A 23,684-nucleotide genomic window follows, 5' to 3' on the forward strand; every position below is an offset into this window, starting at 1 on the left:
ATAGTCCCATGACTGCATCATCAAAAATAGAAATCGCCGCCGCTACACCGGTAGCTGCCGACTTTGGCATCGAGGGGATGACATGCGCATCCTGCGTCGTGCGCGTGGAAAAAGCCATTGCGGCCGTCCCTGGCGTGGCTTCAGCCAACGTAAACTTGGGTACTGAACGAGCAACTGTTCACTTCACGGGAGTGCCGGACACCAATGGGGTACTCCGCGCAATCGAAAAAGCCGGATACGACCCCAAGATTGTCACCCACGAACTCAGCATCGAAGGCATGACCTGCGCCTCGTGCGTTTCTCGTGTCGAGAAGGCGCTGAAAGCGGTGCCCGGTGTCATCGACGCGGCTGTGAATCTTGCTACGGAAAAGGCGACCGTTCGCCTGATTTCCGGAGCGACCGGGATCGCCGCGCTTGAGGCAGCCGTCCGGGGTGCCGGTTATGACGTTCGCAAGGTGGTCTCCGCTGATGTCAGCGATGAAGGTGCGGATCATCGTACGGTCGAGATACGAACGCTCAAGAACCTGCTGTTTTTCTCGGCGTTGCTGACACTTCCGCTCTTCCTGTTGGAGATGGGCTCCCACTTCATTCCCGGCGTCCACGAACTGATCATGGACACCATCGGGATGCGCAACAATCTGTATCTCCAGTTCGTGCTGGCGACCGTGGTTCTGTTTGGCCCGGGCCTGAGGTTCTTCCAGAAGGGCGTGCCAAACCTGTTACGCTGGACGCCTGACATGAATTCGCTTGTCGTCCTTGGCACGTCTGCGGCGTGGGGCTATTCGGTCGTTGCGACCTTTTTACCTGGCGTTCTGCCTCCAGGGACCGCGAATGTCTATTACGAGGCTGCGGCCGTTATCGTCACGCTGATCTTGCTCGGCCGTTACCTGGAAGCCCGCGCCAAGGGCCGGACCAGCCAGGCGATCAAGAGGCTTGTCGGCCTGCAGCCTAAGACGGCCTTCGTCTCGCATGGCGGCGAATTCGTCGAAATTCAGATCAGCGACGTTGTCGTCGGCGACGTCATCCGGATCAGACCGGGTGAAAAAATCCCGGTCGACGGCACTGTAGTGGACGGCAGTTCGTACGTCGACGAATCCATGATCACCGGAGAGCCTGTACCCGTTCAGAAGTCTTCGGATAGCGAGGTTGTCGGCGGCACCATCAACAAGACCGGATCATTTACCTTCAAGGCGACGAAGGTCGGTAGCGACACGCTGCTTGCCCAGATCATCAAGATGGTCGAGGCGGCGCAGGGTTCAAAGCTGCCGATCCAGGCGCTCGTCGACAAGGTGACCGGCTGGTTCGTCCCGGCGGTGATCCTCGCGGCTGTCCTCACCTTCGCCGCCTGGTACGTCTTCGGCCCTTCTCCTTCGCTGACATTCGCGCTGGTGAACGCAGTCGCGGTTCTCATCATTGCGTGCCCCTGTGCGATGGGTCTGGCAACGCCGACCTCGATCATGGTCGGCACTGGTCGTGCGGCCGAACTCGGCATCCTGTTCCGGAAGGGTGAAGCACTGCAAAGCCTGCGCGAGGCAGATGTCGTTGCGCTCGACAAGACCGGAACCCTGACCAAGGGACGCCCAGAACTGACGGACCTGATCGTCGCCGACGGCTTCGACGCCGACCTGGTACTGGCTCAGATTGCAAGCCTGGAGTCCTTGTCCGAGCATCCGATTGCCGAAGCTATCGTATCGGCCGCGAAGGCGAAGGGCGTGGGTTTGGCCACCGTGACGAATTTCGAGGCGACACCTGGATTTGGCGTGCGCGGCACGGTGGACGGATCGGACATCCTTGTTGGTGCCGACCGCGCCCTGCAACTGCACAAGATCGATGTTTCGAGGTTCGCCCGCGAAGCTGAACGGCTCGGCGACAGCGGCAAGTCTCCGCTCTATGCAGCAATCGACGGACGCCTGGCGGCCATCATCGCTGTTTCCGATCCGATCAAGGAAACCACTCCTCAGGCGATCAAGGCCCTGCATAACCTTGGCCTGAAGGTGGCGATGATCACCGGAGATAACCGTCGTACGGCCGAGGCAATAGCAAGGCAGCTTGGCATCGACGAAGTCATCGCCGAGGTTTTGCCGGAAGGAAAGGTCGAAGCGGTCAAGAGACTTCGGCACGACAACCGAAAGGTGGCCTTCATTGGCGACGGCATCAACGACGCCCCAGCACTCACCGAAGCCGATGTTGGCTTGGCGGTAGGCACAGGAACCGATATCGCGATTGAAAGTGCCGATGTCGTGCTCATGTCCGGAGACCTGAACGGTGTGCCGAAGGCCATCGCCCTCAGCAAGGCCACGATCCTGAACATCAAGCAGAACTTGTTTTGGGCATTCGCCTACAACGTTTTGCTGATTCCGGTCGCAGCTGGCGTATTGTACCCCGTGAACGGCACCCTTATGTCGCCGATATTCGCGGCGGCTGCGATGGCAATGTCGAGTGTGTTTGTACTCGGCAATGCGCTCCGGCTTCGTCGGGCAAATCCGGCTTGAAATCCAGGCGTCCGGTTTTGGTCGGACGCCTGTCCACTCATAGAAGGATATCAAAATGAATATCGGGCAAGCCTCGAAAGCGACCGGCGTTTCGACAAAAATGATCCGCTACTATGAGCAGATCAAGCTGATAAGCCCCGCGCACCGGACGGAGGCGAGCTATCGCACTTACAGCGATAACGACATTCATACATTGCGTTTCGTCCGAGGAGCCCGTGACCTCGGTTTTTCAGTGGAGCAGATGAAAACGCTTTTGACCTTATGGCGTGACCGGTCGAGAGCGAGTGCAGACGTCAAAGCGATTGCACTTGAGCATATCGCCGAACTGGAACGTAAGGCGGCGGCGATACAAGCCATGACCAAGACCCTGAAGCACCTGGCGAACCATTGCCAAGGCAATGATCGACCGGATTGTCCGATCATCGAAGAGATCGCGAACGCTTCCGAAAAAGAACCATCAGAACTCAACGCCCGGTTTGGGGTTAACGCTATGAAATGAGGCTCCATCCCCAGCTACGATGTCCACTTTACCAAAATGCCGAAGGACACTGACGATGGTTGATCCGGGCCCCTACCCAGGCATGCCACGATGGGTGAAAATCTCTGGGATAATGCTCGGCGTGATAATCTTGATGGCCGTCATTTTGATAGCCACCGGGATCGGTGGCCCTCACGGTCCTGGCCGCCACCTGTCGCCTGCCGACACGGGCAGCCAGACATCGCCACAAGGTGATAGCCCATGAATATAGGACCCGGGCTCCGGAAGATCGTTCTCGTCGCGCACATCATCTCCTCGGTCGGCACACTTGGCGCGGTCGCGGGATTCCTCGCTCTCGCGGTCGCAGGCCTCACCAGTCAGGATGCTCAGGTATTACGGAGCGCTTATGTCGCAATGGAGGTGATTGCCCGCTTCGTCATTGTCCCTTTGGTTTCCGCCTCCTTCCTAATTGGCGTCATTCAGTCGCTCTGCACCACTTGGGGCTTGTTCCGACACTATTGGGTTCTGGCGAAACTCCTGCTAACCCTCCTGACTTTGATTGTCCTGCTGCTCCAGATGGAGGGAATAGCCTACATCGCGGCGGTAGCGGTTGAGACGACATTGTCCAGTGCCGATCTCCTTGGTCTCAGGCGCTCGCTCGTTATCCATGCCGCTGGTGGCCTCGTCATATTGCTCGTGACGACGACGCTTTCGGTCTACAAGCCGCGTGGAATGACCAGATATGGATGGCGCAAACTGCACAACCAGAAAGGTGACCCAGCATAGGCACGCCGGAGGAATTTCAGGCAAGAGGTCGTGCGACACTTCAAAATTTACGAAAAATTTAGGTTAATTTTATCTATCCGAACCTGCCTGTTTCGATCTGGAAAAAGAAAGCTATGGTTGCACCCACACGTCCCTGGGCGTGTCCCAATCTTTCCAGAGACAGCCACGGATCGTCACAATGAACACTATCGTCAATTCAGATTCTGCTTATTTCCCATCAGCACGAAGTCTCGCGTCTCAAGCCACGGAGAAGGTACAATCAAGGGCGGTTGGCCCCGATGTTCTCCGATCATTGGCGATCCTGCTTGTTATGCTGGTGCACCTACCAGTCGAGGCGACACCATCCCTGTTGGTCGGCATTCGTACCTATGCGTGGCTAGGGGTCGATATTTTCTTTGTTTTGAGCGGGTTTCTGATCGGAACCCAACTCTTCAAGGAAGTTTCGCGAACCGGAAGAGTTGGGCTGAAGTCCTTCTATCTGCGTCGTGCCTTTCGTATTTTCCCGGCGTTTTTCGTTGTCCTCGGCCTCTACGCAATTTTCCCCATTCTCCGGGACGCTCCGACGATGCAACCGGTCTGGAGCTTTGCGACCTTCACTGTGAATTTCGACTTCGACCCACGCGTAGGACGAGCCTTTACGCAGGCATGGTCGCTTTGTGTCGAGGAGCATTTCTATCTGGTCTTGCCTCTTCTCGTATTGCTGCTGCATCGTCGAATTAGCACGGGTTGGATGCTTCTAATCGCTGCGGCGATGGTGGTTGCGGGAATGATCCTTCGATACGCGATTTGGGAAAGCCAGGTCGGCGTCCTTGTTGATGCCGACAAGCTGAGAGATGCCTTCGCCGTATATCTCAGGGACGTATATTATCCGACATACACCCGCTTGGATGGCCTGATGTTCGGTGTGATCCTCGCTGCGGCGAGATTTTTCAAACCGGAACTTTGCAAGCGTTACGCGCCTTCGCGCATCGCCCTGCCGGTAGGTGTTGCCCTCGTCGCAGCCGCTCTTGTGCTGTTCTCTATTCGAGGGCCGCTTGAAGGAACCAATCTCTTTCTCGTGTTTCAGGCGCAGCCTGGTGCCGTTGCCGGGTTCCCGCTCATTTCAGTCGGGATCGCGCTCATTCTCGGCGCTATGCTCGACTTGGAGCATGTTTTGAAACGGTTGCCTGTTCCGGGTGCGTTGATGGTCGCCACCTTGTCATATAGCCTTTATCTGACCCACAAGTCGGTCTTCCATGTCGACAGGCTTGTATTTGGAGAAGAGAACCTTCAGGGCGGCTTCGGCTTTGTGGTTTATCTTGCCACCAGCTTTGCGGTAGCAACCCTGCTCTGGTTTTGCGTAGAGAGGACTTTCCTCCTTCTTCGGGATCGCGTTCTCTCTCCGAGCCAATAACCTTCTTGCTTCCTATGGCTCAACGTCCCGCTACTTGGGTTCGATCCGGAACTTGGCATGGCACGACGTGCACGTTTGAAGCATCAGATGAAAGGCATGTTCGGCGGGCATTGATTCCGCTTCTCGTGCCGCGTCAATCTTCCGTGCCAGGGGTCCGCCCATCATGGCCTCGCTCCCCTGCATTCGCATCTCGGGGCCGAGAGCATGGGGATTTCGATCAGCTGCGAGAGACAGCGCGGACGCGTAGATGCCAAGATCGTTTGCCAACTTGTCGAACTGTTGACGGTCGGTTTCGATGCTTGCGCTGGCTTTCGAGCCAGCAGTGGTGCCGGAACCGTCGAACAACGCCGACAAGGTAGCTCCCGAGTGAGCCCGAATGGTCTCGGCGGCCGCTTTGAACGCTTTTGCGTCGTAGGGCGACATGTCCTTGAACATGGCGTTGATGGACTTGGCGGCGTTTGCCATCGCCTTCATGCCGTCCTGTCTTTGGACAACGTTGCCGGGCGCGGCGGTTTGGGCGGTTGCGACGGAGATCACCGTGGCGAAAACGGCTATCGGAAGTACAAGAACGGCTAATTTCGTCGCGCTCGCATTCACCCCCATGCTACACTCCATTTTTCCGGAGGCTGTTCCTCCTACTCTTGACCATCCCGGCAGACGGAGGCCCAACCTTCTAGGTCTGGAAAGGTCCTCGCGTTTGATCACGATCAACGCAACTCTGGGAACGGCACGGTACTATGCTGGAATACGACGATAGGGTCCGAGCGAAATCATGATTGCCGTTAGCCAAGCCATTCGAAGATGCGCGAGAGAATTGCTGGCCGTTTTGGTCGCAATTATGTTCCTCCTCGCGCCGATGGCCGAGGCTGCTCCCAAAATATGCGATAACGACTTACCTCAAGGTGTACATGTCGAAACGTCCATGGGCGACGTAGCTGGACAGGGTGATTTCCACCCTGCCGAGCAGAAGGCTTGCTGCAAAAACGTATGCAGCCTGTGCAACGGCATTCTTCCGGCTTCGGACCCTGTTGTTTTTCACCTGGATTCCGGCGCTCAGCGATACTTTGATCCGCAGCAGTCCATCACCGGCCTCCGCTCCTCACCTGCTCTCGGCCCTCCCCGATCCACTGGTTGAACACCTCCGCTCAACGGCGGGATGATCGTCGGTTACCTGCGATACCCGCACGGCGACCATGTCGGTGACAATTGCCGACACCCTGGTACTGCATCTCCTTGCAAAGTCTTGGATCAGCCAGGGGGACGCTCCGAACGAGGCGAACCAATAGGGAACTAAATCCAATGGACGTTCAAAAAGACCATAAAGGTCGCTATTACCATCATGGTGAACATCAAGCTCAGGCCACGCTGGCAGCCGAGAAAAGTCCGGTCACCGATCAGACGGAAGGCGTGATTTACACTTGCCCTATGCATCCGCAGGTAAGGCAAATAGGGCCTGGGAACTGCCCAATCTGCGGGATGACGCTGGAACCGGAAGTGGTCACAGCAGAAACCGGACCCAGCGCCGAATATCTCGACATGAAACGCCGTTTCTGGATCGGGCTCGTTCTGTCCGTGCCTGTGCTCCTGCTGGAGATGGGTGGCCACCTGACCAATCTTCACATGGTGCTTGGTGCCCAGACTTCGAATTGGATTCAGCTCGTTCTGGCTACACCTGTCGTCCTATGGGCGGGCTTTCCATTCTTCGAGCGAGCATGGAGGTCGCTCGTCACTATGCGCCTGAACATGTTCACATTGATAGCAATGGGGACGGGGGTTGCGTGGATTTACAGCGTCGTTGCAACCCTTGCACCTGGTCTGTTTCCCGCCACGTTCCGCTCCGCAGACGGTTCAGTCGCCATTTATTTCGAAGCTGCAGCCGTCATCACGGTACTGGTATTGCTTGGACAAGTGCTGGAGTTGCAAGCCCGTGAACAGACCGGTGGAGCCATCCGCGCACTTCTTGACCTTGCCCCTAAGACGGCACGCCGCGTCCGCGACGGTGTCGACGAGGACATCGACCTGGAAATGGTTGTCGTCGGGGATCGGCTTCGGGTTCGCCCCGGTGAAAAGGTCCCGGTCGATGGCAGCCTTATCGAAGGACGCAGTTCGGTTGATGAATCGATGATCACCGGTGAATCGATGCCCGTCACCAAAGAGGTCGGTGCAAAGCTGATAGGCGGGACGATGAACCAGACCGGTGGCTTCGTCATGGAGGCAGGAAAAGTCGGCCGCGATACCATGCTGGCGCAGATCGTCCGCATGGTTGCGGACGCCCAGCGCTCGCGAGCGCCCATCCAGCGCCTGGCCGACGAAGTTTCCGGTTGGTTCGTTCCCGTGGTGATCGGGATTGCCATCGTGGCATTCGTAGCGTGGATGATATGGGGACCAGAACCGCGCTTTGCCCACGGCCTTGTAGCCGCAGTCGCAGTGCTCATCATCGCATGCCCCTGCGCATTGGGCCTTGCGACCCCAATGTCGATCATGGTGGGCGTTGGCCGGGGTGCAGGTCTTGGTGTCTTGATCAAGAATGCGGAAGCGTTAGAGCGTTTCGAGAAAATCGACACGTTGGTCGTCGACAAGACCGGAACCCTGACAGAGGGTAAACCCAAGGTAACGTCCATGGCCGCGATAAATGGGTTCACAGAACCCGAACTGCTGCGCTTGGCGGCAACGCTGGAACGAGCGAGCGAGCATCCACTGGCAACTGCCATAGTCAACGCGGCGACGGAGCGCCAGTTGGTTCTCGGCGTCGCGGAAGATTTCGATAGCCCGGTTGGCAAAGGGGTCACGGGCAGTGTCGATGGACGAAAGCTCATTATAGGCAGCCACCGCATCATGGAGGAAGCTCGTATCGATGTTTCGGCTCTCACCAGCCAGGCGGAAGCGATGAGGGGTGAAGGCGCAACGGTAATCTTCGTCGCGATAGACGGCCGTGTTGGAGGCCTTTTGGCGATCTCCGACCCGATCAAAACGACGACGCCAGATGCAGTTCAAGCTTTGCTGAAGGCAGGGGTCCGGGTTGTCATGCTGACAGGCGACAACAAGACGACGGCCGACGCAGTTGCGCGAAAACTCGGGATCACCGAGGTCGAGGCTGAAATCCTGCCGGAAGACAAGAGCAAGATCGTCAAGCGTCTGCGGGAAGAAGGCCGGATCGTCGCTATGGCCGGAGATGGAGTGAACGACGCCCCTGCCCTGGCTGCCGCAGATGTCGGAATTGCTATGGGAACCGGCACGGATGTCGCGATTGAAAGCGCGGGCGTCACACTGCTCAAAGGCGATCTTCAAGGGATTGTCCGGGCTCGTGAACTCAGCCACGCGACAATGAGCAATATCCGGCAGAACCTGTTCTTCGCCTTCATTTATAATGCGGCTGGCGTCCCAATCGCCGCTGGAGTGCTCTACCCCACGTTCGGACTTTTGCTGTCTCCGATCATCGCTGCGGCCGCGATGGCGCTTTCGTCGGTCAGCGTCATTGGCAACGCCCTCAGATTGAGGAGCGTACGGATATGAAATGGGATCGCAAATGGACGCTGATTGCTGCGTCGATGGGCGTCATCTTCGCCTTCTTCCTCCTGCGCGAGCACTGGGCGCATGCATTTGGTCTCGCGCCCTACTTTCTCCTGTTAGTTTGCCCCGTCCTGCATCTCTTTCATGGCCACGGTGGTCATGGCCATGGTGTTCACGGCGAGGACCGCCTGGGTAAGGATGAAACACGTTGATCTACCCACACTCCGCACAGGCAGATGTCGAGGTGATGACGTCGGCAGAACGCCTATTTGACTACATGGACGACCAGGCAAAACCCGGCACGCACATGCAGAGATCGTCGGCCATGATGCTGTGGGGTAGCATGGCATATGACTTCGACGACGCTCGTGGCCGAAGCGTCGGTTCCGTGATCAAGATGACCGGAAAAGTAGCTGGTTTGAACCTGTATGTAGAGGAAGTCGTCATTCAGCGGCAACCGCCGTTTCTAAAGGCATGGGAAACGGTAGGAGAGCCGTGCCTTCTCGTTATCGGAAGCTACCGGATGCGCTTCCAAATAGAGGATAACGGCCGTCTCTGCCGTCTCCACGTGTTTATCGATTACAACTATCCAAGCTCCGTGGTTGGCCGGATCGCTGGGACCTTGCTGGGTTCAATCTACGCAAGATGGTGCGTCAACCGGATGGCGACGGCTGCAAAGGCAGCATTTTTCGACCAAACTCGGACCTGACTGACCCGGCGTCAGTCGCGATGGCGATGGACGTATCAAAAAGAGCGGCCCGCTCTGAGGATAAGACGATGCTGGATAGAAGTAAGTGGTCACCCTCGGCAGTGCTTATGGCGATGACGGGGATCATCGTCGTCTGCATCGGGATTTATTTTGTTCTATTTCGCCCGCCGCTGCTGCCAGAGGACGTGCGTTACATGCAGTTGACCGAAGCCGACCTGTCGGTAGTCGGGCCGAGCTTGAGAGATTGGCTCGGCCGTGTCTTTGCGGTCCTTGGAGGCTTCGCGATGGCGACGGGTGTTCTTATGATCACGCTTGCCGCTACGGCCTTCCGCTCGCGAGAGCCCATAGCGGCGTTCGGTGCCATCCTTGGAGGCGCGGTTTCGATTGGGACGATGACAGCCGTCAATTTCGCGATCAACTCCGACTTCAAGTGGGCACTTCTTGGTCTCTTTGCCCTTTGGGCCGCGAGTTTGATCGCCTACTGGTTGGAAAGGGCAAAGGCTATCGCCTGAACAAACTGCATGTTGGGGGAGAGCACGGATGAGAGTGCTCTCCCCCAGATTTTCAAGCCGCCATTTTAGTGCAGGTCTCCGCACAGCGACGGCAAGCCGCTACACACGACTCCATGTCCCCGACACGCTCACAATCGTCCGCACACTGTGTGCAGATTTCGGCGCACTCGCGGCAGACGTGCTTGTGATGCTCGGAACCGAGGAGCATGAAATGCGCCGAGGTCCGGCAGATTTCCGCGCAAGCCATCATGAGCTTGAAGTGCTTCGGCTCGGTATGTTCGCCGCCCATTTCCAGGCAGTGCCCCATGGCTATCGACAAGCACTCTCGATAGCAGGCCAGGCAGTTGTCGATGCAGGTTGTCATTTCGTCTGAAGGGTGATGCATGGTCGTACTCCCTTCCTACTTCGCTTCCTTTTCGACCCACTCCGTCATCTCCGCGATTTCTTTGGTCTGCGCGTCGATGATCTTCTGGGCGGTCTTTTTGGCCCATTCGTTGTCACCATATTTCAGCTCGACCTCTGACATGCTGATCGCTCCCATGTGATGGGCGATCATCCCGCAAACGAAGGCGACGTCGGCGTCCTTTTTCATCATGCCCTGCATCATGTTCATGTGCAGCGACTTCATGCCTTCCATTGATGCCTTCTGATAGTCGGTCATCATGTCGCCCATGCCCATGTCACCGGCCATACCGTCCGACATCATACCCATTTTCGACATGTCCATTTCGGATTTACATTTTTCTGGGTAGGCCATCTCCGCGTGAGAGGCGGTTGGCATAACTGCAAACGTTGAAAGTGCGGCTGCTGCAGCGAACGAGTATCTTGTGAGAGTTTTCATCTCTATTCTCCTGGTTGGATTCAAATATTTGGATTCAGCAAATCAGCTAAGGAGCTTTGGAGGGGGATAAACCGCACGTACCAACAGGAACGGACTGGGCTCGTTCAGGATCGGAGTAGTCGGCAGGGGGCTGAATAAAGGCTCCGCTGCACAGGGCGACTCGGATGGAATCGAACAGCAGTGCAGGTTGGAGCAGCAATCAACATCACGAATGGACATAGGGGATTGATGCCCGGGTTCCGAGGCTGATTGACAGTCGTGACGTGGATTGAATTGGGCAGCCGCGAACGCCCCGTGGACGTTCAAAACCACGACACACACGAACACTATCTGGACGAATCGGTAAAATGTTCTCAGCATGGTCATTGGAGGCGAAATTCCTTCCGGCTGATAACGCACCTTCCAGAAAATTGTTCCCTTTTCGCTGGCTCTGAGACCTCAGAACCCCAAGGCTGAGGTTGCCCCGAGCGTCACCGCCGCGAGAACAAGATAGCGGCCGGTCTTTGCTACCGTGACGAGGATCAGGAAGGACCATAGGGGCTCACGCAACACTCCGGCGATCACCGTCAGCGCATCACCGAACAGGGGCATCCAAGACAGGAGCAACGACCATCGGCCATACCTCCGATACCAACCACTGGCTCTTTCTAGCGCAGTTTTCTTCACCGGAAACCACGCCCTGTCCTGAAAGCGATCAATGAACCGGCCGAGAACCCAGTTGAACACTGCCCCAAGAATGTTCCCGACACTTGCGACGAGGATGAGGCCGGGCACGGAGAATTTGCCCGAAACGAGGAGCCCAACGAGCACGGGCTCAGATTGGAAGGGCAATATGGTCGCTGCGCCGAAAGCGACCAGGAAAAGCCCGATATAGGCCGTTAAGCTACTCACCGAATGTAGCCCGCATATCTCCCATAAATTCCGCACTCCCCCTTCATAACCTGTTGACCTTGCCATCGTTGGAAGCTCTACAAAGGCTTCTTCATGGTCCATCGGCGGAATGGTCCCTTGTGCAGTGCCATATAATCGACGCGAATCATCGGCTAGATGAAGCTCGCAATTGACAACATCCGGGCTGATGCTAGTCCTCGGGCATGGGTATGTATCGAATCACATTGGCAAAAATGCTGGTTCTGCTTCGCTTGGTGATCATCGCATCACTGGCTGGATACTCATTGCCCGCTGCTTCGGCAGCAATGCATGGGTCGATAGCGACATCCACGACCGTCCAATCTGACGACCACCACGACATGACAAACGGCGACCACGTCCATGGAGACGAGAGCGCCTCTCCGGATGACATGCAGAAAATTGCGAAGACGGAGTGCTGCAAAGACTTCTGCGTGAGTTTTGCGATTATCGCGACCGCCGATGTGGACGGCGGCCCCGTCGTGATGGGTTCCATCCGCAAATTCATCGACGACAATCGTGTCGTCGGCGAACTCGTGCCGCTGCATCGCCCCCCTAATATCTGAATAGGACACGCCCGTCCTTGCGGGTCTGAACGTGCGTAGGTGGGCGTTATTGCCCGCTGCGCCGCTGCCGTCTCCTATTCGGATTACACCATGAAACCTATATTTCTGGTGGTTGCCTTGCCGCTCTTCGCAAGCGGTTGTGTTGCCACGTTGCCCCCTGAAGTTATTGCTTCGGGCGACCTTGCCGACCTCCCGGTCGATGTTCGCCCCGTCCGCTATCAAAGCCCCGTTTCGGGCTACACGCACCGCGTCCCGGTCGATCCCAAACCGTGGCGAAACCAGAACGACGCGCAGGCTCCAGACGGAGGCGCGTCATGAACGTAACGAAACTCAAGCTCGCGGCAACCATCGCGCTCCCGCTTATTCTCGGTGGATGCGTCTCGGCGGCGGAGTATTCCCAGAAGAACTCCGGATTCTCGTCCGTATCCAACAAAACCGCAGAAGCGACCGGAAAAGACACCGTCTGGATTCAGAACCGCCACGATGCCCAGGCCGTCTCGGGTCGGGTGAAGACGTTGCTTGCGAAGAAAAACGTCGATGTCGAGACAGCGGTGCAGGTCGCCCTCCTCAACAACAAGGGCCTCCAGGCAGCCTATGCCGATCTCGGGGGCTCGGCTGCGGACGCGTGGCAGTCGACCATGCTCGTGAACCCGACAGTCGAGGTCGGATTGATCGGTATCGGCACGCCAGGGCTTGAAGCTTACAAAACCGTCGAAGGCGTGATCGCCACCAACCTCCTGGCGCTCGCTACCCACAAACGGAACGTGGAAATTGCCGATACCCAGTTCCGCAAGGCCCAGCTCAATGCTGCCATGCAGACCTTGCAACTTGCCGCCGATACCCGGCGTGCGTGGATCACTGCCGTTGCCTCGTGGGAAACGGTCGCCCAACTCAACCAGGCGCAGGCGGCGGCAGACGCAGCTTCGGACCTTGCACAAAAACTCGGCGAAACGGGTGCTCTAACCAAGGGCGGCCAGGCGCGTGAGCACGTGTTCTATGCCGAACTGGCAGGTCAGACCGCCAAGGCCCGGTTAGAGGCCCGTCTCGCGAAAGAAGAACTGACGCGGCTGATGGGACTTTGGGGATCGGACACCGAATACCAGATTCCCAATCGCCTGGCACAGCTTCCGAAGGGTCTGATCAAGCGAGACCTGATTGAGGCGGAGGCTCTGCAACGTCGTGTTGACCTGCAGATGGCCAAGCTCGATCTCGACGCCACGGCCAAGTCGTACAACCTTACGGAAGCAACGCGGTACGTGACCGATCTCGAAATCCTGACGGGGTTCGAGACTGAACGTGAATTGGAGGACGGCGAGAAGAACGTCGACACGACCGGCAACGTCGCGCTGGAGTTCGTCATCCCGATCTTCGATTCCGGCAAGGCCCGAATGCGGAAAGGCGAGCTGGCCTACATGCGGTCCGCGAACTTGCTCGCGGAAAAGGCAGTCAACGTCCGCTCGGAGGCGCGGTCCGCCTACCAGGCCTATCGCTCGAACTACGATATCGCCCGACACTACCGCAACAGCGTCGTGCCCCTGCGCACGAAGATCGAGGAAGAATCCCTCCTCACATACAACGGCATGATCACCAATACGTTCGAACTGCTCGCCGACAGCCGAGAGAAGGTCAACTCGATCCTCCTGGCCGTTAACGCAAAACGCGATTTCTGGTTGGCCGAAGCCAATCTCGCGCCTGCCATTTACGGCGGTGGCGCGGGAGCAGCGGGTGGTGAAACGGAAGTCGCAGCGGCTGCCGAAAGCGGCGGCGGCGGTCACTAGGAAAGGACAAAGACATGTTCAACAGAAGACAGATGCTCGGCGCAGGCGCGGCCCTGGTTTCGACCGCCGCCTGGGCGAAGACCTCCAACATGGGTCTGCCTGAGGCTGCAATGATGGAAACCGCCGAAACGCAGACGCCTGTACGCCCCTCGTCAGGACCGGATTACACGCCGGTCGTGACCCTTAACGGGTGGACGCTACCGCATCGCATGAACAACGGTGTCAAGGAATTCCACCTTGTCGCGGAGCCCGTCGAGCGTGAGATGGCCGAGGGCATGACAGCGCACCTCTGGGGCTACAACGGCCAGTCGCCCGGCCCGACCATCGAGGCGGTTGAAGGCGACCGGGTTCGCATCTTCGTGACCAACAAGCTGCCGGAACATACGACCATCCATTGGCACGGGATGATCTTGCCGTCCGGCATGGACGGGGTCGGCGGGCTGTCGCAACCGCACATCCCCGTCGGGAAGACCTTCGTCTACGAGTTCGACCTCGTGAAATCGGGTACCTTCATGTACCACCCGCATTCGGACGAAATGGTTCAGATGGCCATGGGCATGATGGGGATGTTCATCATCCACCCGAAGGACGAGAAGTTCATGCCGGTAGACCGGGACTTCGTGTTCCTGCTCAGCGCCTACGACATTGACCCCGGCACCTACGTTCCGCGCATTATGGAAATGACGGACTTCAACCTCTGGGCCTGGAACAGCCGCATCTTCCCAGACATCAGCCCGCTTGTGGTCTCCAAGGACGACAGGGTCAGGGTCCGGGTGGGCAATCTCACTATGACCAACCATCCGATCCACATGCACGGCTACGACTTCGAGGTCACGTGTACGGACGGGGGCTGGGTACGGCCGGAAGCCCGCTGGCCGGAAGTCAGCATCGACATCCCGGTCGGCGCGATGCGGGCCTACGAGTTCGACGCCAAATACGTCGGTGACTGGGCGATCCATTGCCACAAGTCGCACCATACGATGAACGCCATGGGACATGACATCCCGACATTCATCGGCGTCGACAAGAAAGAAGTCGCGGAAAAGATCAGGAAGCTCCGCCCCGAATACATGCCGATGGGGACCGCTGGCATGGCCGACATGGGCGAGATGGAAATGGAAATTCCGGAGAACACCGTTCCGATGATGACCGGATGGGGTCCGCATGGCCCCATCGAGATGGGCGGCATGTTCTCCGTCGTCAAGGTCCGCGAGGGCATCGCGGCCGACGATTACACCGATCCCGGCTGGTACGAAAACCCACCCGGTACGCAGGCCTGGGAGTGGACCGGCGAACTGCCCGATACGACTAAGGCCAAGGATGCAAAAACCCAGATCACGCCCAAGCCCATGAAGCACGGCTAATCTTCAACTCGATCCAAAACAACCAAAGGAATAAACCATGAAAACTGCAATGATCGCACTCTTTCTGGCGGCGCTCGCCACACCCGCCCTCGCCTCCGGCACCCACGAAGGTGGCCATGACGCTGCCATGGCGGTCGGTGAGCCCGGCAAGAAAGCCCAGGCCACCCAGACCATCCGCGTTTCCATGAAGGAGACGGACGACGGCAAAATGATCTTCACGCCGAACACCTTCAAGGTTCGCAAGGGTCAGACCATCGTCTTCTCCATCAAGAACGCGGGCGAGTTGGACCACGAGTTCGTCCTCGACCAGGAAGACAAGATCATGGAGCACAAGGCCGTGATGGAGAAGTTCCCGGAGATGGAACATGACGATCCGAACGCGATCCGTTTGGCCGCTGGAAAGTCCGGCGAGATCATCTGGAAGTTCACCAATGATGGCACTTTCAAGATCGCATGCCTCGTTCCCGGCCACTACGACGCCGGAATGCATGGCGACGTGACCGTAGCCAAGAAGTGATCCGACCCAAAGGAGATAAGACAATGAGATCAGTTTTCACACTTGCAGCCACTGCCATGGTCGTAATCGCCCTCGCCTCCGGCGCTTTCGCGGCGGAATTCACTAAGGGCACCGTCAAGAAAGTCGACGCCAAGGCAAAGAAGGTCACCCTCATCCACGAGGAACTCAAGTCTCTGGAAATGCCTGCCATGACCATGGTGTTCCGCGTCAAGGACGACGCAATGCTTGAGAAGCTCAAGGAAGGCGCAAGCATTGAGTTCGTGGCCGAGCGCGTCGAGGGCAAGCTGACCGTCACGGAAATCAAGTAGTCGAAATCGCCGGACAGTGCACGCGGCTGTTTAAGCGGCCGCGTGCGACACCTCTGCTTTACCGAGAGAAAGCGGACTCGGTCGACCCACAAGGTCTGGAAACCCAACCGCGCTTTCAAGCGACGAGCAATGACATCTTCACTCAGCGCCCAGTGGGACGCCGCGCGGGAAATCCGTTCAATCCTTTTGCGATTTGTCGCTTTCGCCATCCTACTTGCCAACCTCCTGCTTGGTGGCAACGAGGGGGCGGAAAGGATGCACATTGTCGTCGTCATCAGCTACTTTATCTTCAGCGTCGCTTCGGTGGCGACAGCGCGGTTCCTGCCTAGCCTCTCCTGGCTTAAGACTCTCTTTGTCGTTCTCGATGCGCTGCTGGTTGCCCTGATTTTGTACGCGCACATTCTTGGCGGACCGGTAACCGAAAACCACAACCTGACGACGACCAGTTTGGTGGTGGCGTTCATTCTGCTCAACCATGTCGGCCTGAAACAAGATCGTCGGCTGGTACTTGTCTTCTCCGGCATCGTCTTGGTTTCCTGGGTAGCCATGTTGGCGATCACGGCCGCCAGACATCATACCGCTGACGCAATGTCGCTGCTTGCGGCATTCTTCAACCAGGACCTCGGCCTCACAGTAAGCTTCGGCTTTACAGCTTTCGCTATCTACCTGCTCGCGAGGGACCATGATCGGACCCGCAAGGAAGCCTTGAGAGCCGACAAGCGGCGTCTCAACCTTTCGCGCTTCTTCTCACCGCTTGTGGTTGCGGACCTCCAGGAAGGCAGCTCCAATCTTGATCTTGAACGTCGCAACGCGGCGGTCATGTTCGTCGACCTGCGAGATTTCACGAGCTTTGCCGAGACAGCGCCCGCGCGGGAACTGGCCTTCGTCCTGGCGGAATACCGCCACCTCGTCTCCGGCACCATCTTCAGCTATGGCGGGACAGTCGACAAATTCATCGGTGACGGGGTTATGGCGGTGTTCGGGCAGCCCAAGGCCACGGAAGATGATGCAGATCGTGCCTTGGCATGCGCTCTCGACCTCGTCGATGCACTGAACGATTGGAAGAATCACGGTATGCTGAACGGTTACCCTGCCCTCAACGCGGGCATCGGCTTGCACTACGGCACGGTCGTCGGCGGGGTTCTGGATAGCGGATGCCACAGCGAGTTCACGGTGATCGGCGACGCTGTAAACGTCGCGCAGAGACTGGAGACCTTGTCCAAATCACTCGACGCCCCACTTGTCGTATCGTCCGCACTGATGGCCCGGCTGCAAAATCCGGTTCCATCCGCCCTCTGGATACCGCAAAGCTCAGTGCTGCTTCCGGGACGTCGGCTCCCCGTAGATGTTTGGTATTTGCGCCGTGAAGCGGGGGTCAATTCGGCCGAGAACAACGTGAGCTACGAGACCGGTGACATACAGACCGCCCTCCAAAGATCGTCCTTCCAGTCATCCCCTCCCACGTCCGATGTACGCACCGGGTAGTCAATGCCTCGGACGGACACCTTGGCGGGATCACTGCATTTCACGAACGCTCGATGCTTTCCCGGATCAATGTAGGCAGAACCGCTCGCGTGACCTTGCGAAAGCGATATTAGGACGTCGTAATCGTATCCAGCTTGATCTGTCGCGTGATTGCTGACGAGACCAAGGTTGACAACAGTATCGTCGTCGAAATGCGCAGTGTGGAATATCAGAGGCTCTGAGGCCACCGCGCTTAAAGCGGATAGCACTCCGACGGCGAGGGTGAGTACAAAAGCACGCATTCCCACCTCCCATGGTTCAGCGAAGCCGGTATCATATCACGTACGTGGCGGCGTTGCATCGGAGTCTGCGATGCTGCTACGCAATTCCGTTCCGGTACTCAATTGCCAAATCAGCTTCCGAATAATGCTGGACGCCGATTGGATCGTCGTCGCATCCAAAGGCAAAGATAAACCTTGGTGTCTCGCCGATTGCGATCCGGACCGCGCAGAGCGGACCGCCTCTGTACACGCCACCATCCATTCCAATCCTATTCGGATAAGGCTCCGCCCCAAGATTTTCGTCCGTGACCGAATGACCGTGCACAATCCGCCGTTCGTATTCGCCCGAGTGGAACAGAAATTCTCCACGTATCCAACGGACGGTCTTCAAGTCCTGCTCGGCAAGCGACTTTCCGGGCTCGACGCCCGCATGAACGAGGCACCAGTCGTCGTCGAGAAGTACCATATCGACTGCATCACGTAGAACACCAAGATGTTGCGGAAACTTGGTTGCCATCAATGCTGCAACCCGGCCGCTGGTGTCCAATGCATCACCGACATACGAGCGGATGGTTTCCTCGCCACCGAGTTCTGTCATCCAGTATTTGGCGTGGGCAGCGTTGAGCGTGTTGTCCATGACCCCCAGCAAAAAAGCATCGTGGTTGCCAAGGATCAATAGTGAGCCAGGCAAACCTTCCAGAATCTCGATGACAATTTCCATGGCTAACCGGCTGTTCTCACCCCGGTCTATAATATCTCCAAGGAAAACAATTCGCGGTACGGAATCTGTCGCCGCTGCATCTCCTAGAATGGCATCGATCAAAACCTTGAGATGTCGGTGCATCCCGTGGACATCGCCGATGGCGTAAACCGGCGAAAGCGTCGTTGATTTTAAAGAAACGATACGCAAACGGAAGCACCTAAAGACGCAGAACAGAACGGTTGTATAGCGGAACCATTCCTCAAGAGAAATGGTAACGCCCAGGTTTTCGGTTGCAAAAACGTATGGGAGGCTAGTCTTTCACATCGCCGAGGCCTCCAATGAGCAGATACCCACATCCCACTCGTGTCACTTCTTTCGAGGCACTGTTGCAAACACGGCTTGATAGAACCAGAGCCACTTGGCAAAGCTCGCTGAAGCAATCCGACTTGAAGCAAACCCACCGCCAGGAGCAGATTATCAAAAACTGGGCCCTCTCCAAAGAGTTTGGCGCGATGCCGCACGAGGAACGAAAAGAGCGCTTCGATACAATCGCGAAGTTCGAGACCCTCGCCGTGGACATCATGTGCAGCGGAAGCAGCCGCATCTTGGATGTCTCGGCGGCCGCTGCGAAATTTCCAATCGGAGACATGGTCGGGGAAACGTTAGGGGCAATTGAGCTGCCATACGACACCTTCTTTGTCGATTTTGGCCATCAGGAGAGCCTGCTCATCGACCGAGAGACAAATCTCTTTTTCGAGGGCGCGTATGTGAAACAAACCCGAAATGATGGGATTTCCAACTTCGACATCATTTTGTCGTGCAACGATCCCGACTACGCCTCCAGCGATGACCACCCGATTGGCCTGACATTGACCCGCATGTCGCGCTTCTACCACATCTTCATTCCGGGGGATCGCCCGCTCGATAGGGCTGTGTATGGTGTCTCCACGGATTTGGACCCGTTCGTTCTGGGTGACCGGTTTGCCGTGGTCGCAGGCACGAGACTGGCTTCGAAAGCGATCCTCTATTTGTCAGACCCATGCGTGGACGCCGAGATCAGCTACCCAGCTGATGCGCCTTCTGACCTGGTAAAGAGGGCGCGAATGTTTGACGCTGATGCTGCGTCAGAACTCAACTGGCGCGGATATCCGGAGACTGTTTTCGTGGGGCGGAATGTAAAATTCATCCCCACCCTGAAAGCGCATTCTCGGGAACATGAGAGCCGATACTCCCTCGCCTCCGGCTTTTAAGTCGCGCGGGCTTCCGACCGTTATCTGGTTATCTTGAAATTGAAGCCGAGTTTTCAAACGCTTCAGTTGTACCCACCACAACTCTCGCGATATTAATCCCTCATCGATACCGGACTGATTCGTCAGTGCTAGTTGGGGGATTACGGGGGGTGTGGTGCATATTACAAAGGTCGTCATCAGGAACTATCGCTGTCTCCCGAATTCAACCATTGATCTAAATCCTAATCTCAACGTCATCGTGGGTGACAACGAATGCGGAAAATCGACCCTAATGGAGGCAATCCATCTGGCGTTGAGCGGTCAACTCAATGGTCGAGGCATTCAGGGTGAGCTACACCCCTACCTGTTTAATTCCGATACGATCCGTAAATACATCGAGGCTCTGAACAAGGGCTACAAGGGGCCGCCGCCCCCGATCCTGATTGAGCTTTATTTCGCGGACGATCCCGACCTAGCCAAGCTGAAGGGACGGATAAATTTTCTGAAACAGGACGTCCCAGGCGTCAGTATGCGGATCGAATTTAATGACGGGTACAGGGCCGAGTACGAGGATTACATTAAGGACCCCTCTATAATTCGAACAGTGCCAGTCGAGCACTACATTGTCCGGTGGCGCGACTTCGCAGACAATGACGTAACAGCTCGATCCATACCTATCAAACCCAGCTTTATCGACGCGAGCACCCTGCGGAATAATGGTGTCGCCAATAGATATGTGCTCGACGTGGTCAAGGACAGTCTGACACGCGAGGAACAGGTCAGTCTCGCGCTCTCGTACCGTCAGATGAAAGATCGCTTTCTCGCCGACCCCAAGGTCGCGGCGATCAATTCGGGCCTTGAATCAAAGAAGGGGCACGTTTCTGACAAGGCGATCACCGTGTCACTCGACAGCTCTGCCCGCGCCAGCTGGGAGTCGGGCGTGATGCCTCATCTTGATGACATTCCCATGACACTTGTCGGCAAGGGCGAGCAGAGCGCCGTGAAGATCAAGCTGGCATTGGATATAGCAGACAATTCTCACGTCTTCCTGATTGAGGAAGCCGAAAATCATCTCTCGTTCTCTAATATGGCCAGTTTGATCAATCACATAGCCACAAAACGTGGAGACCGGCAGCTGCTTATCACCACTCATAGCAGCTACGTCATGAATAAACTTGGCGTCGATTCAGTTTTAATGTTCATGAATGGTGCCGCGACCAAGCTTACCGCCCTTGATCCGAAAACCCGAGACTATTTCCTCAAGTTGCCCGGCTATGACACCCTCCGATTGGTGCTATCGAAGCGAGCAATCCTTGTTGAAGGCCCGTCTGACGAGCTTATTGTTCAGAAGGCTTTCCATCGAAAGTACGGCAAGATGCCAATCGAGGCGGGTGTCGATGTCATCAGTGTCAGCTCCCTCGCCTTCAAACGGTTTTTGGAGATTGCTGAAATCCTGGACATCCGGGTCGACGTTGTCACAGACAATGATGGCGACGTGGCTAGGCTGCAACAGAAGTATGTCGACTACCTCCAACACAAATCCATCTCGATTCAGTATGACCCGGACGAGACCGCCAAAACGTTGGAACCTCAACTGCTCAAAGCCAACGGCAGGACGGTATTAAACGACATCCTCGACAAGGCATACGCCACGGATGACGCCCTCCTGAAATTCATGCAGAACAACAAGACCGAGGTGGCTCTCCGACTTTTCGAGACGGACAAAGCGTGGAGCGTGCCGGAGTATATTGATCGTGCGGTCGCCTAATCGAATCGTCATCGCCGCTGCAGGTGGGGGGAAGACAACACGCATCGTTGACGAAGTGCTGGCCAATAAATCCGCGCGGTCGGCGATCATCACCTACACACGCAACAACGTTAGAGAGATTGAATCCAAGTTCTATCAGCTTGGCCAAACCATTCCGCCGCACGTGGAGATCATCACATGGTACACATTCCTTCTGCGCGAGTTGGCCCGGCCTTATCGGAACTACAAATACGGCAAACGCATCGACGGCATTTTCTGGACAGAAACGACGGTAGACAGGTTCGCACCAAAGGCCGACGTCGGTCGCTATTATTTCGGCAACTCATCAACGATCTATTCCAACAGGCTCGCGGAGTTCATTTGTGACTGCAACTCCGCGTCCGGCGGCGCGATATTCCAACGTCTGGAGCAGCGTTTCGAGCGGGTCTTCATCGACGAGATTCAGGATGTCGCAGGATACGACATCGATATTATCGAGCTGATGCTCAGGTCGAATCTCGAAGTAGTCCTCGTGGGCGATCCCCGCCAATCGACATTCACGACCAATAATTCAAATCGTCACAAGGGGTTTCGCGGACCCGATATCATCAAGAAGTTTCAGGAGTGGGAAAAAAAGAAGCTCACCCAAATGGAACACCAAGTTGAGACCCATCGGTGCAACCAGTTGATCGCAGACCTAGCCGACAGTTTCTATCCGGGCCACGAGCAGACGCTATCCCGAAACAAGAACCTGACTGATCATGACGGCGTGTTTGCAATCAGACCAGACGAAGTGAGCGAATACTACCGCAAGTTCAATCCCAAGGTTCTCAGACTATCAGTGAAGACCGATTGTGCCGGGTTGCCAGCGATAAATTTTGGCGAGTCAAAGGGAATGACGTTCGAGCGGGTCCTCATCTTCCCACATAAGAAGGCTCTGAAGTGGCTGGAGACCGGAAATTATGCGCATGTCGATGGCGTCAGGCCCGAGCTATACGTCGGAGTTTCCAGGGCCAGACATAGCGTCACATTCGTTTATGGTGGCGAGATCGCCTTGAAGAGTGTTGTTCGCCATCGCTAACAAAAGCGTTTGCCAGGTATGGCTAACGCTTTCATGAAGGACTGGCTCGGCAATGATAGCTGGCTCTCCCTATGCGAAATTGTGTGGCAATTTTCCCCATGTGCTGCGACAGGAAAGTAGTCGAATGATGTTGCCGCCGACACTCCTCCAGATCAGCATAGTGGTGGAGGTCTACATGACAACATCAAATTGCGAATTTGTTCCGGTGCACATGGTCGAACGGGCCGCAGGACAACTTATAGAAACTTTCGAAACCGCCATCGTTTCGGCTATTGAAACTGGCAGCTTGCTAACTTTGCGTTGGCATCTCCACTGGGAAGAACAAAAGGTTGCTGTAGAGCTTCAATCAAACGTCATTCCCGACGCGAAGAAGATCGAAGCTAGATGGATAGAGATCGAAAAGCTACATGGCGAAGGCTCGCTGCTCGTGGAAGAGTCTCGGGTTGTTCAGTATTCATTGTCAACGCCGGGAGGTCGCCACGAACGGGAGCCGCATCTCCTTGAGAATGCTCGACAACTCCGTAACCTTAAAGGCCCGGAATGGTGGCAGCGGGAGCATCAACTTCGCTCACTTCTAGAAGAGGTTCGATCTTGTACTCATTGATCAGATAGGCTTGAAATTCTTTTGCTGAATGAAAGATAAGCTCTCTGTCGCCAAACCCTTTTACCGAGATAAGCCAGCCTTGGAACAGATCAAGCTGTATCTTGATGTCGGCGATGAGAGCGTTGGAGCCTTTTCTTGCTGCGGCAGCAATAAGCTCCTCGAATTGCCGAAAGGTCATCAGAATGAACTCTTTGATCCCATCGTGCGTCAATGCGGTGAGAACGGCTTTAAGGCCGAGGTCGCCATCACCTTGAATTTCACCCGTTGATGTAATGGCAAAATAGTGAAGTTCTGTTTTTGCAAGTTCGGTTGGGTTTTTCCCAGGGTTTAGTACGCAACGTAGACTTACTGCTGACATCCCGCATCTCCTAATCAGATGCGTGAAATAGAGCGAAGACCGCTAACGATTCGT

General features: G+C 56.3%; 26 protein-coding genes. 20 read left to right on the plus strand and 6 right to left on the minus strand.

Annotation, left to right across the window (positions count from 1 at the left end):
- The first annotated feature begins 8 nt into the window (after window positions 1-8).
- The 4 genes from ACSQ3J_RS14310 (at window position 9) to ACSQ3J_RS14325 (ending at window position 5,149) form a co-directional block, all read left to right on the plus strand.
- Window positions 9-2,492: a heavy metal translocating P-type ATPase gene (locus tag ACSQ3J_RS14310; protein ID WP_436039591.1), complete on the plus strand. Its 2,484-nt coding sequence runs from the start codon at window positions 9-11 to the stop codon at window positions 2,490-2,492.
- A gap of 55 nt (window positions 2,493-2,547) precedes the next feature.
- Window positions 2,548-2,991: a Cu(I)-responsive transcriptional regulator gene (cueR, locus tag ACSQ3J_RS14315; RefSeq protein WP_209847901.1), complete on the plus strand. Its 444-nt coding sequence runs from the start codon at window positions 2,548-2,550 to the stop codon at window positions 2,989-2,991.
- Window positions 2,992-3,231: 240 nt separating this feature from the next.
- Window positions 3,232-3,756: a hypothetical protein gene (locus ACSQ3J_RS14320; protein WP_436039348.1), complete on the plus strand. Its 525-nt coding sequence runs from the start codon at window positions 3,232-3,234 to the stop codon at window positions 3,754-3,756.
- A gap of 178 nt (window positions 3,757-3,934) precedes the next feature.
- On the plus strand, window positions 3,935-5,149 hold the full coding sequence (locus ACSQ3J_RS14325) for an acyltransferase family protein (protein WP_436039349.1): 1,215 nt from the start codon (window positions 3,935-3,937) through the stop codon (window positions 5,147-5,149).
- 30 nt (window positions 5,150-5,179) lie between these two features.
- On the opposite strand, the gene ACSQ3J_RS14330 is transcribed toward ACSQ3J_RS14325, so the two are convergent.
- On the minus strand, window positions 5,180-5,752 hold the full coding sequence (locus ACSQ3J_RS14330; protein WP_436039350.1) for a c-type cytochrome: 573 nt from the start codon (window positions 5,750-5,752) through the stop codon (window positions 5,180-5,182).
- Between the two features lie 169 nt (window positions 5,753-5,921).
- Between ACSQ3J_RS14330 and ACSQ3J_RS14335 the strand changes: the two genes are divergently transcribed.
- From ACSQ3J_RS14335 to ACSQ3J_RS14355, 5 genes are all read left to right on the plus strand, one after another.
- Window positions 5,922-6,284 (plus strand): hypothetical protein, encoded by a 363-nt coding sequence (locus tag ACSQ3J_RS14335; protein ID WP_436039352.1) that lies wholly within the window; start codon window positions 5,922-5,924, stop codon window positions 6,282-6,284.
- Between the two features lie 164 nt (window positions 6,285-6,448).
- The gene (locus ACSQ3J_RS14340) at window positions 6,449-8,662 is read left to right on the plus strand and encodes a copper-transporting P-type ATPase (protein ID WP_436039353.1); all 2,214 of its coding nucleotides are present in this window, start codon (window positions 6,449-6,451) and stop codon (window positions 8,660-8,662) included.
- Window positions 8,659-8,871: a DUF2933 domain-containing protein gene (locus tag ACSQ3J_RS14345; protein WP_092938584.1), complete on the plus strand. Its 213-nt coding sequence runs from the start codon at window positions 8,659-8,661 to the stop codon at window positions 8,869-8,871. Before ACSQ3J_RS14340 ends, ACSQ3J_RS14345 begins: the two co-directional genes overlap by 4 nt.
- Window positions 8,868-9,368 (plus strand): SRPBCC family protein, encoded by a 501-nt coding sequence (locus tag ACSQ3J_RS14350; protein ID WP_436039354.1) that lies wholly within the window; start codon window positions 8,868-8,870, stop codon window positions 9,366-9,368. The genes ACSQ3J_RS14345 and ACSQ3J_RS14350 overlap by 4 nt, the downstream gene beginning before the upstream one ends.
- Window positions 9,369-9,436: 68 nt before the next feature.
- Entirely contained in the window at window positions 9,437-9,880 is a 444-nt protein-coding gene (locus ACSQ3J_RS14355) for a hypothetical protein (protein WP_436039356.1), read from the plus strand.
- Window positions 9,881-9,932: 52 nt separating this feature from the next.
- Here ACSQ3J_RS14355 and ACSQ3J_RS14360 read toward each other — a convergent pair whose 3' ends face one another.
- The 3 genes from ACSQ3J_RS14360 to ACSQ3J_RS14370 all read right to left on the minus strand — a co-directional run bounded on the left by ACSQ3J_RS14360 (window position 9,933) and on the right by ACSQ3J_RS14370 (window position 11,612).
- The gene (locus ACSQ3J_RS14360; RefSeq protein WP_436039357.1) at window positions 9,933-10,265 is read right to left on the minus strand and encodes a four-helix bundle copper-binding protein; all 333 of its coding nucleotides are present in this window, start codon (window positions 10,263-10,265) and stop codon (window positions 9,933-9,935) included.
- Window positions 10,266-10,280: 15 nt separating this feature from the next.
- Window positions 10,281-10,721, minus strand: a complete 441-nt coding sequence (locus ACSQ3J_RS14365; RefSeq protein ID WP_062583463.1) for a DUF305 domain-containing protein — start codon at window positions 10,719-10,721, stop codon at window positions 10,281-10,283.
- A gap of 438 nt (window positions 10,722-11,159) precedes the next feature.
- Entirely contained in the window at window positions 11,160-11,612 is a 453-nt protein-coding gene (locus ACSQ3J_RS14370) for a YqaA family protein (RefSeq protein WP_062583702.1), read from the minus strand.
- A 203-nt stretch (window positions 11,613-11,815) separates the two neighbouring features.
- On the opposite strand from ACSQ3J_RS14370, the gene ACSQ3J_RS14375 reads away from it, so the two are divergent.
- The 7 genes from ACSQ3J_RS14375 (at window position 11,816) to ACSQ3J_RS14405 (ending at window position 17,648) form a co-directional block, all read left to right on the plus strand.
- Entirely contained in the window at window positions 11,816-12,196 is a 381-nt protein-coding gene (locus tag ACSQ3J_RS14375) for a hypothetical protein (protein ID WP_062583462.1), read from the plus strand.
- A gap of 90 nt (window positions 12,197-12,286) precedes the next feature.
- Window positions 12,287-12,514: a hypothetical protein gene (locus tag ACSQ3J_RS14380; protein ID WP_082478037.1), complete on the plus strand. Its 228-nt coding sequence runs from the start codon at window positions 12,287-12,289 to the stop codon at window positions 12,512-12,514.
- The gene (locus tag ACSQ3J_RS14385) at window positions 12,511-13,974 is read left to right on the plus strand and encodes a TolC family protein (protein ID WP_436039359.1); all 1,464 of its coding nucleotides are present in this window, start codon (window positions 12,511-12,513) and stop codon (window positions 13,972-13,974) included. The genes ACSQ3J_RS14380 and ACSQ3J_RS14385 overlap by 4 nt, the downstream gene beginning before the upstream one ends.
- 14 nt (window positions 13,975-13,988) lie before the next feature.
- On the plus strand, window positions 13,989-15,338 hold the full coding sequence (locus tag ACSQ3J_RS14390; RefSeq protein WP_062583460.1) for a multicopper oxidase family protein: 1,350 nt from the start codon (window positions 13,989-13,991) through the stop codon (window positions 15,336-15,338).
- Between the two features lie 37 nt (window positions 15,339-15,375).
- The gene (locus ACSQ3J_RS14395; protein WP_436039360.1) at window positions 15,376-15,855 is read left to right on the plus strand and encodes a cupredoxin domain-containing protein; all 480 of its coding nucleotides are present in this window, start codon (window positions 15,376-15,378) and stop codon (window positions 15,853-15,855) included.
- Window positions 15,856-15,878: 23 nt separating this feature from the next.
- Complete coding sequence (locus ACSQ3J_RS14400) at window positions 15,879-16,163, plus strand: copper-binding protein (protein WP_436039361.1); 285 nt, start codon at window positions 15,879-15,881, stop codon at window positions 16,161-16,163.
- Between the two features lie 129 nt (window positions 16,164-16,292).
- Entirely contained in the window at window positions 16,293-17,648 is a 1,356-nt protein-coding gene (locus tag ACSQ3J_RS14405; protein ID WP_436039362.1) for an adenylate/guanylate cyclase domain-containing protein, read from the plus strand.
- 357 nt (window positions 17,649-18,005) lie between these two features.
- Here the strand turns inward: ACSQ3J_RS14405 and ACSQ3J_RS14410 are convergent, their stop codons facing one another.
- Window positions 18,006-18,818 carry a metallophosphoesterase gene (locus ACSQ3J_RS14410; protein ID WP_436039363.1) on the minus strand — a complete coding sequence of 271 codons (813 nt, stop codon included), beginning with the start codon at window positions 18,816-18,818 and terminating at the stop codon, window positions 18,006-18,008.
- A 239-nt stretch (window positions 18,819-19,057) separates the two neighbouring features.
- Between ACSQ3J_RS14410 and ACSQ3J_RS14415 the strand changes: the two genes are divergently transcribed.
- The 4 genes from ACSQ3J_RS14415 (at window position 19,058) to ACSQ3J_RS14430 (ending at window position 23,272) form a co-directional block, all read left to right on the plus strand.
- Window positions 19,058-19,861 (plus strand): hypothetical protein, encoded by an 804-nt coding sequence (locus ACSQ3J_RS14415; protein ID WP_436039364.1) that lies wholly within the window; start codon window positions 19,058-19,060, stop codon window positions 19,859-19,861.
- Window positions 19,862-20,015: 154 nt separating this feature from the next.
- Window positions 20,016-21,608 (plus strand): ATP-dependent nuclease, encoded by a 1,593-nt coding sequence (locus ACSQ3J_RS14420; protein WP_436039365.1) that lies wholly within the window; start codon window positions 20,016-20,018, stop codon window positions 21,606-21,608.
- A complete protein-coding gene (locus tag ACSQ3J_RS14425) occupies window positions 21,595-22,668 on the plus strand; it encodes a UvrD-helicase domain-containing protein (protein WP_436039366.1) in 1,074 nt (357 codons plus the stop codon). The genes ACSQ3J_RS14420 and ACSQ3J_RS14425 overlap by 14 nt, the downstream gene beginning before the upstream one ends.
- Window positions 22,669-22,792: 124 nt before the next feature.
- Window positions 22,793-23,272, plus strand: coding sequence for a hypothetical protein (locus tag ACSQ3J_RS14430; RefSeq protein WP_436039367.1), 480 nt, complete (start codon window positions 22,793-22,795; stop codon window positions 23,270-23,272).
- Here ACSQ3J_RS14430 and ACSQ3J_RS14435 read toward each other — a convergent pair.
- Complete coding sequence (locus ACSQ3J_RS14435; protein WP_436039368.1) at window positions 23,196-23,630, minus strand: hypothetical protein; 435 nt, start codon at window positions 23,628-23,630, stop codon at window positions 23,196-23,198. The genes ACSQ3J_RS14430 and ACSQ3J_RS14435 overlap by 77 nt on opposite strands.
- Window positions 23,631-23,684: the final 54 nt, after the last annotated feature.

This window comes from Rhizobium sp. LjRoot98 (assembly GCF_964252935.1).
Classification (GTDB): domain Bacteria; phylum Pseudomonadota; class Alphaproteobacteria; order Rhizobiales; family Rhizobiaceae; genus Pararhizobium.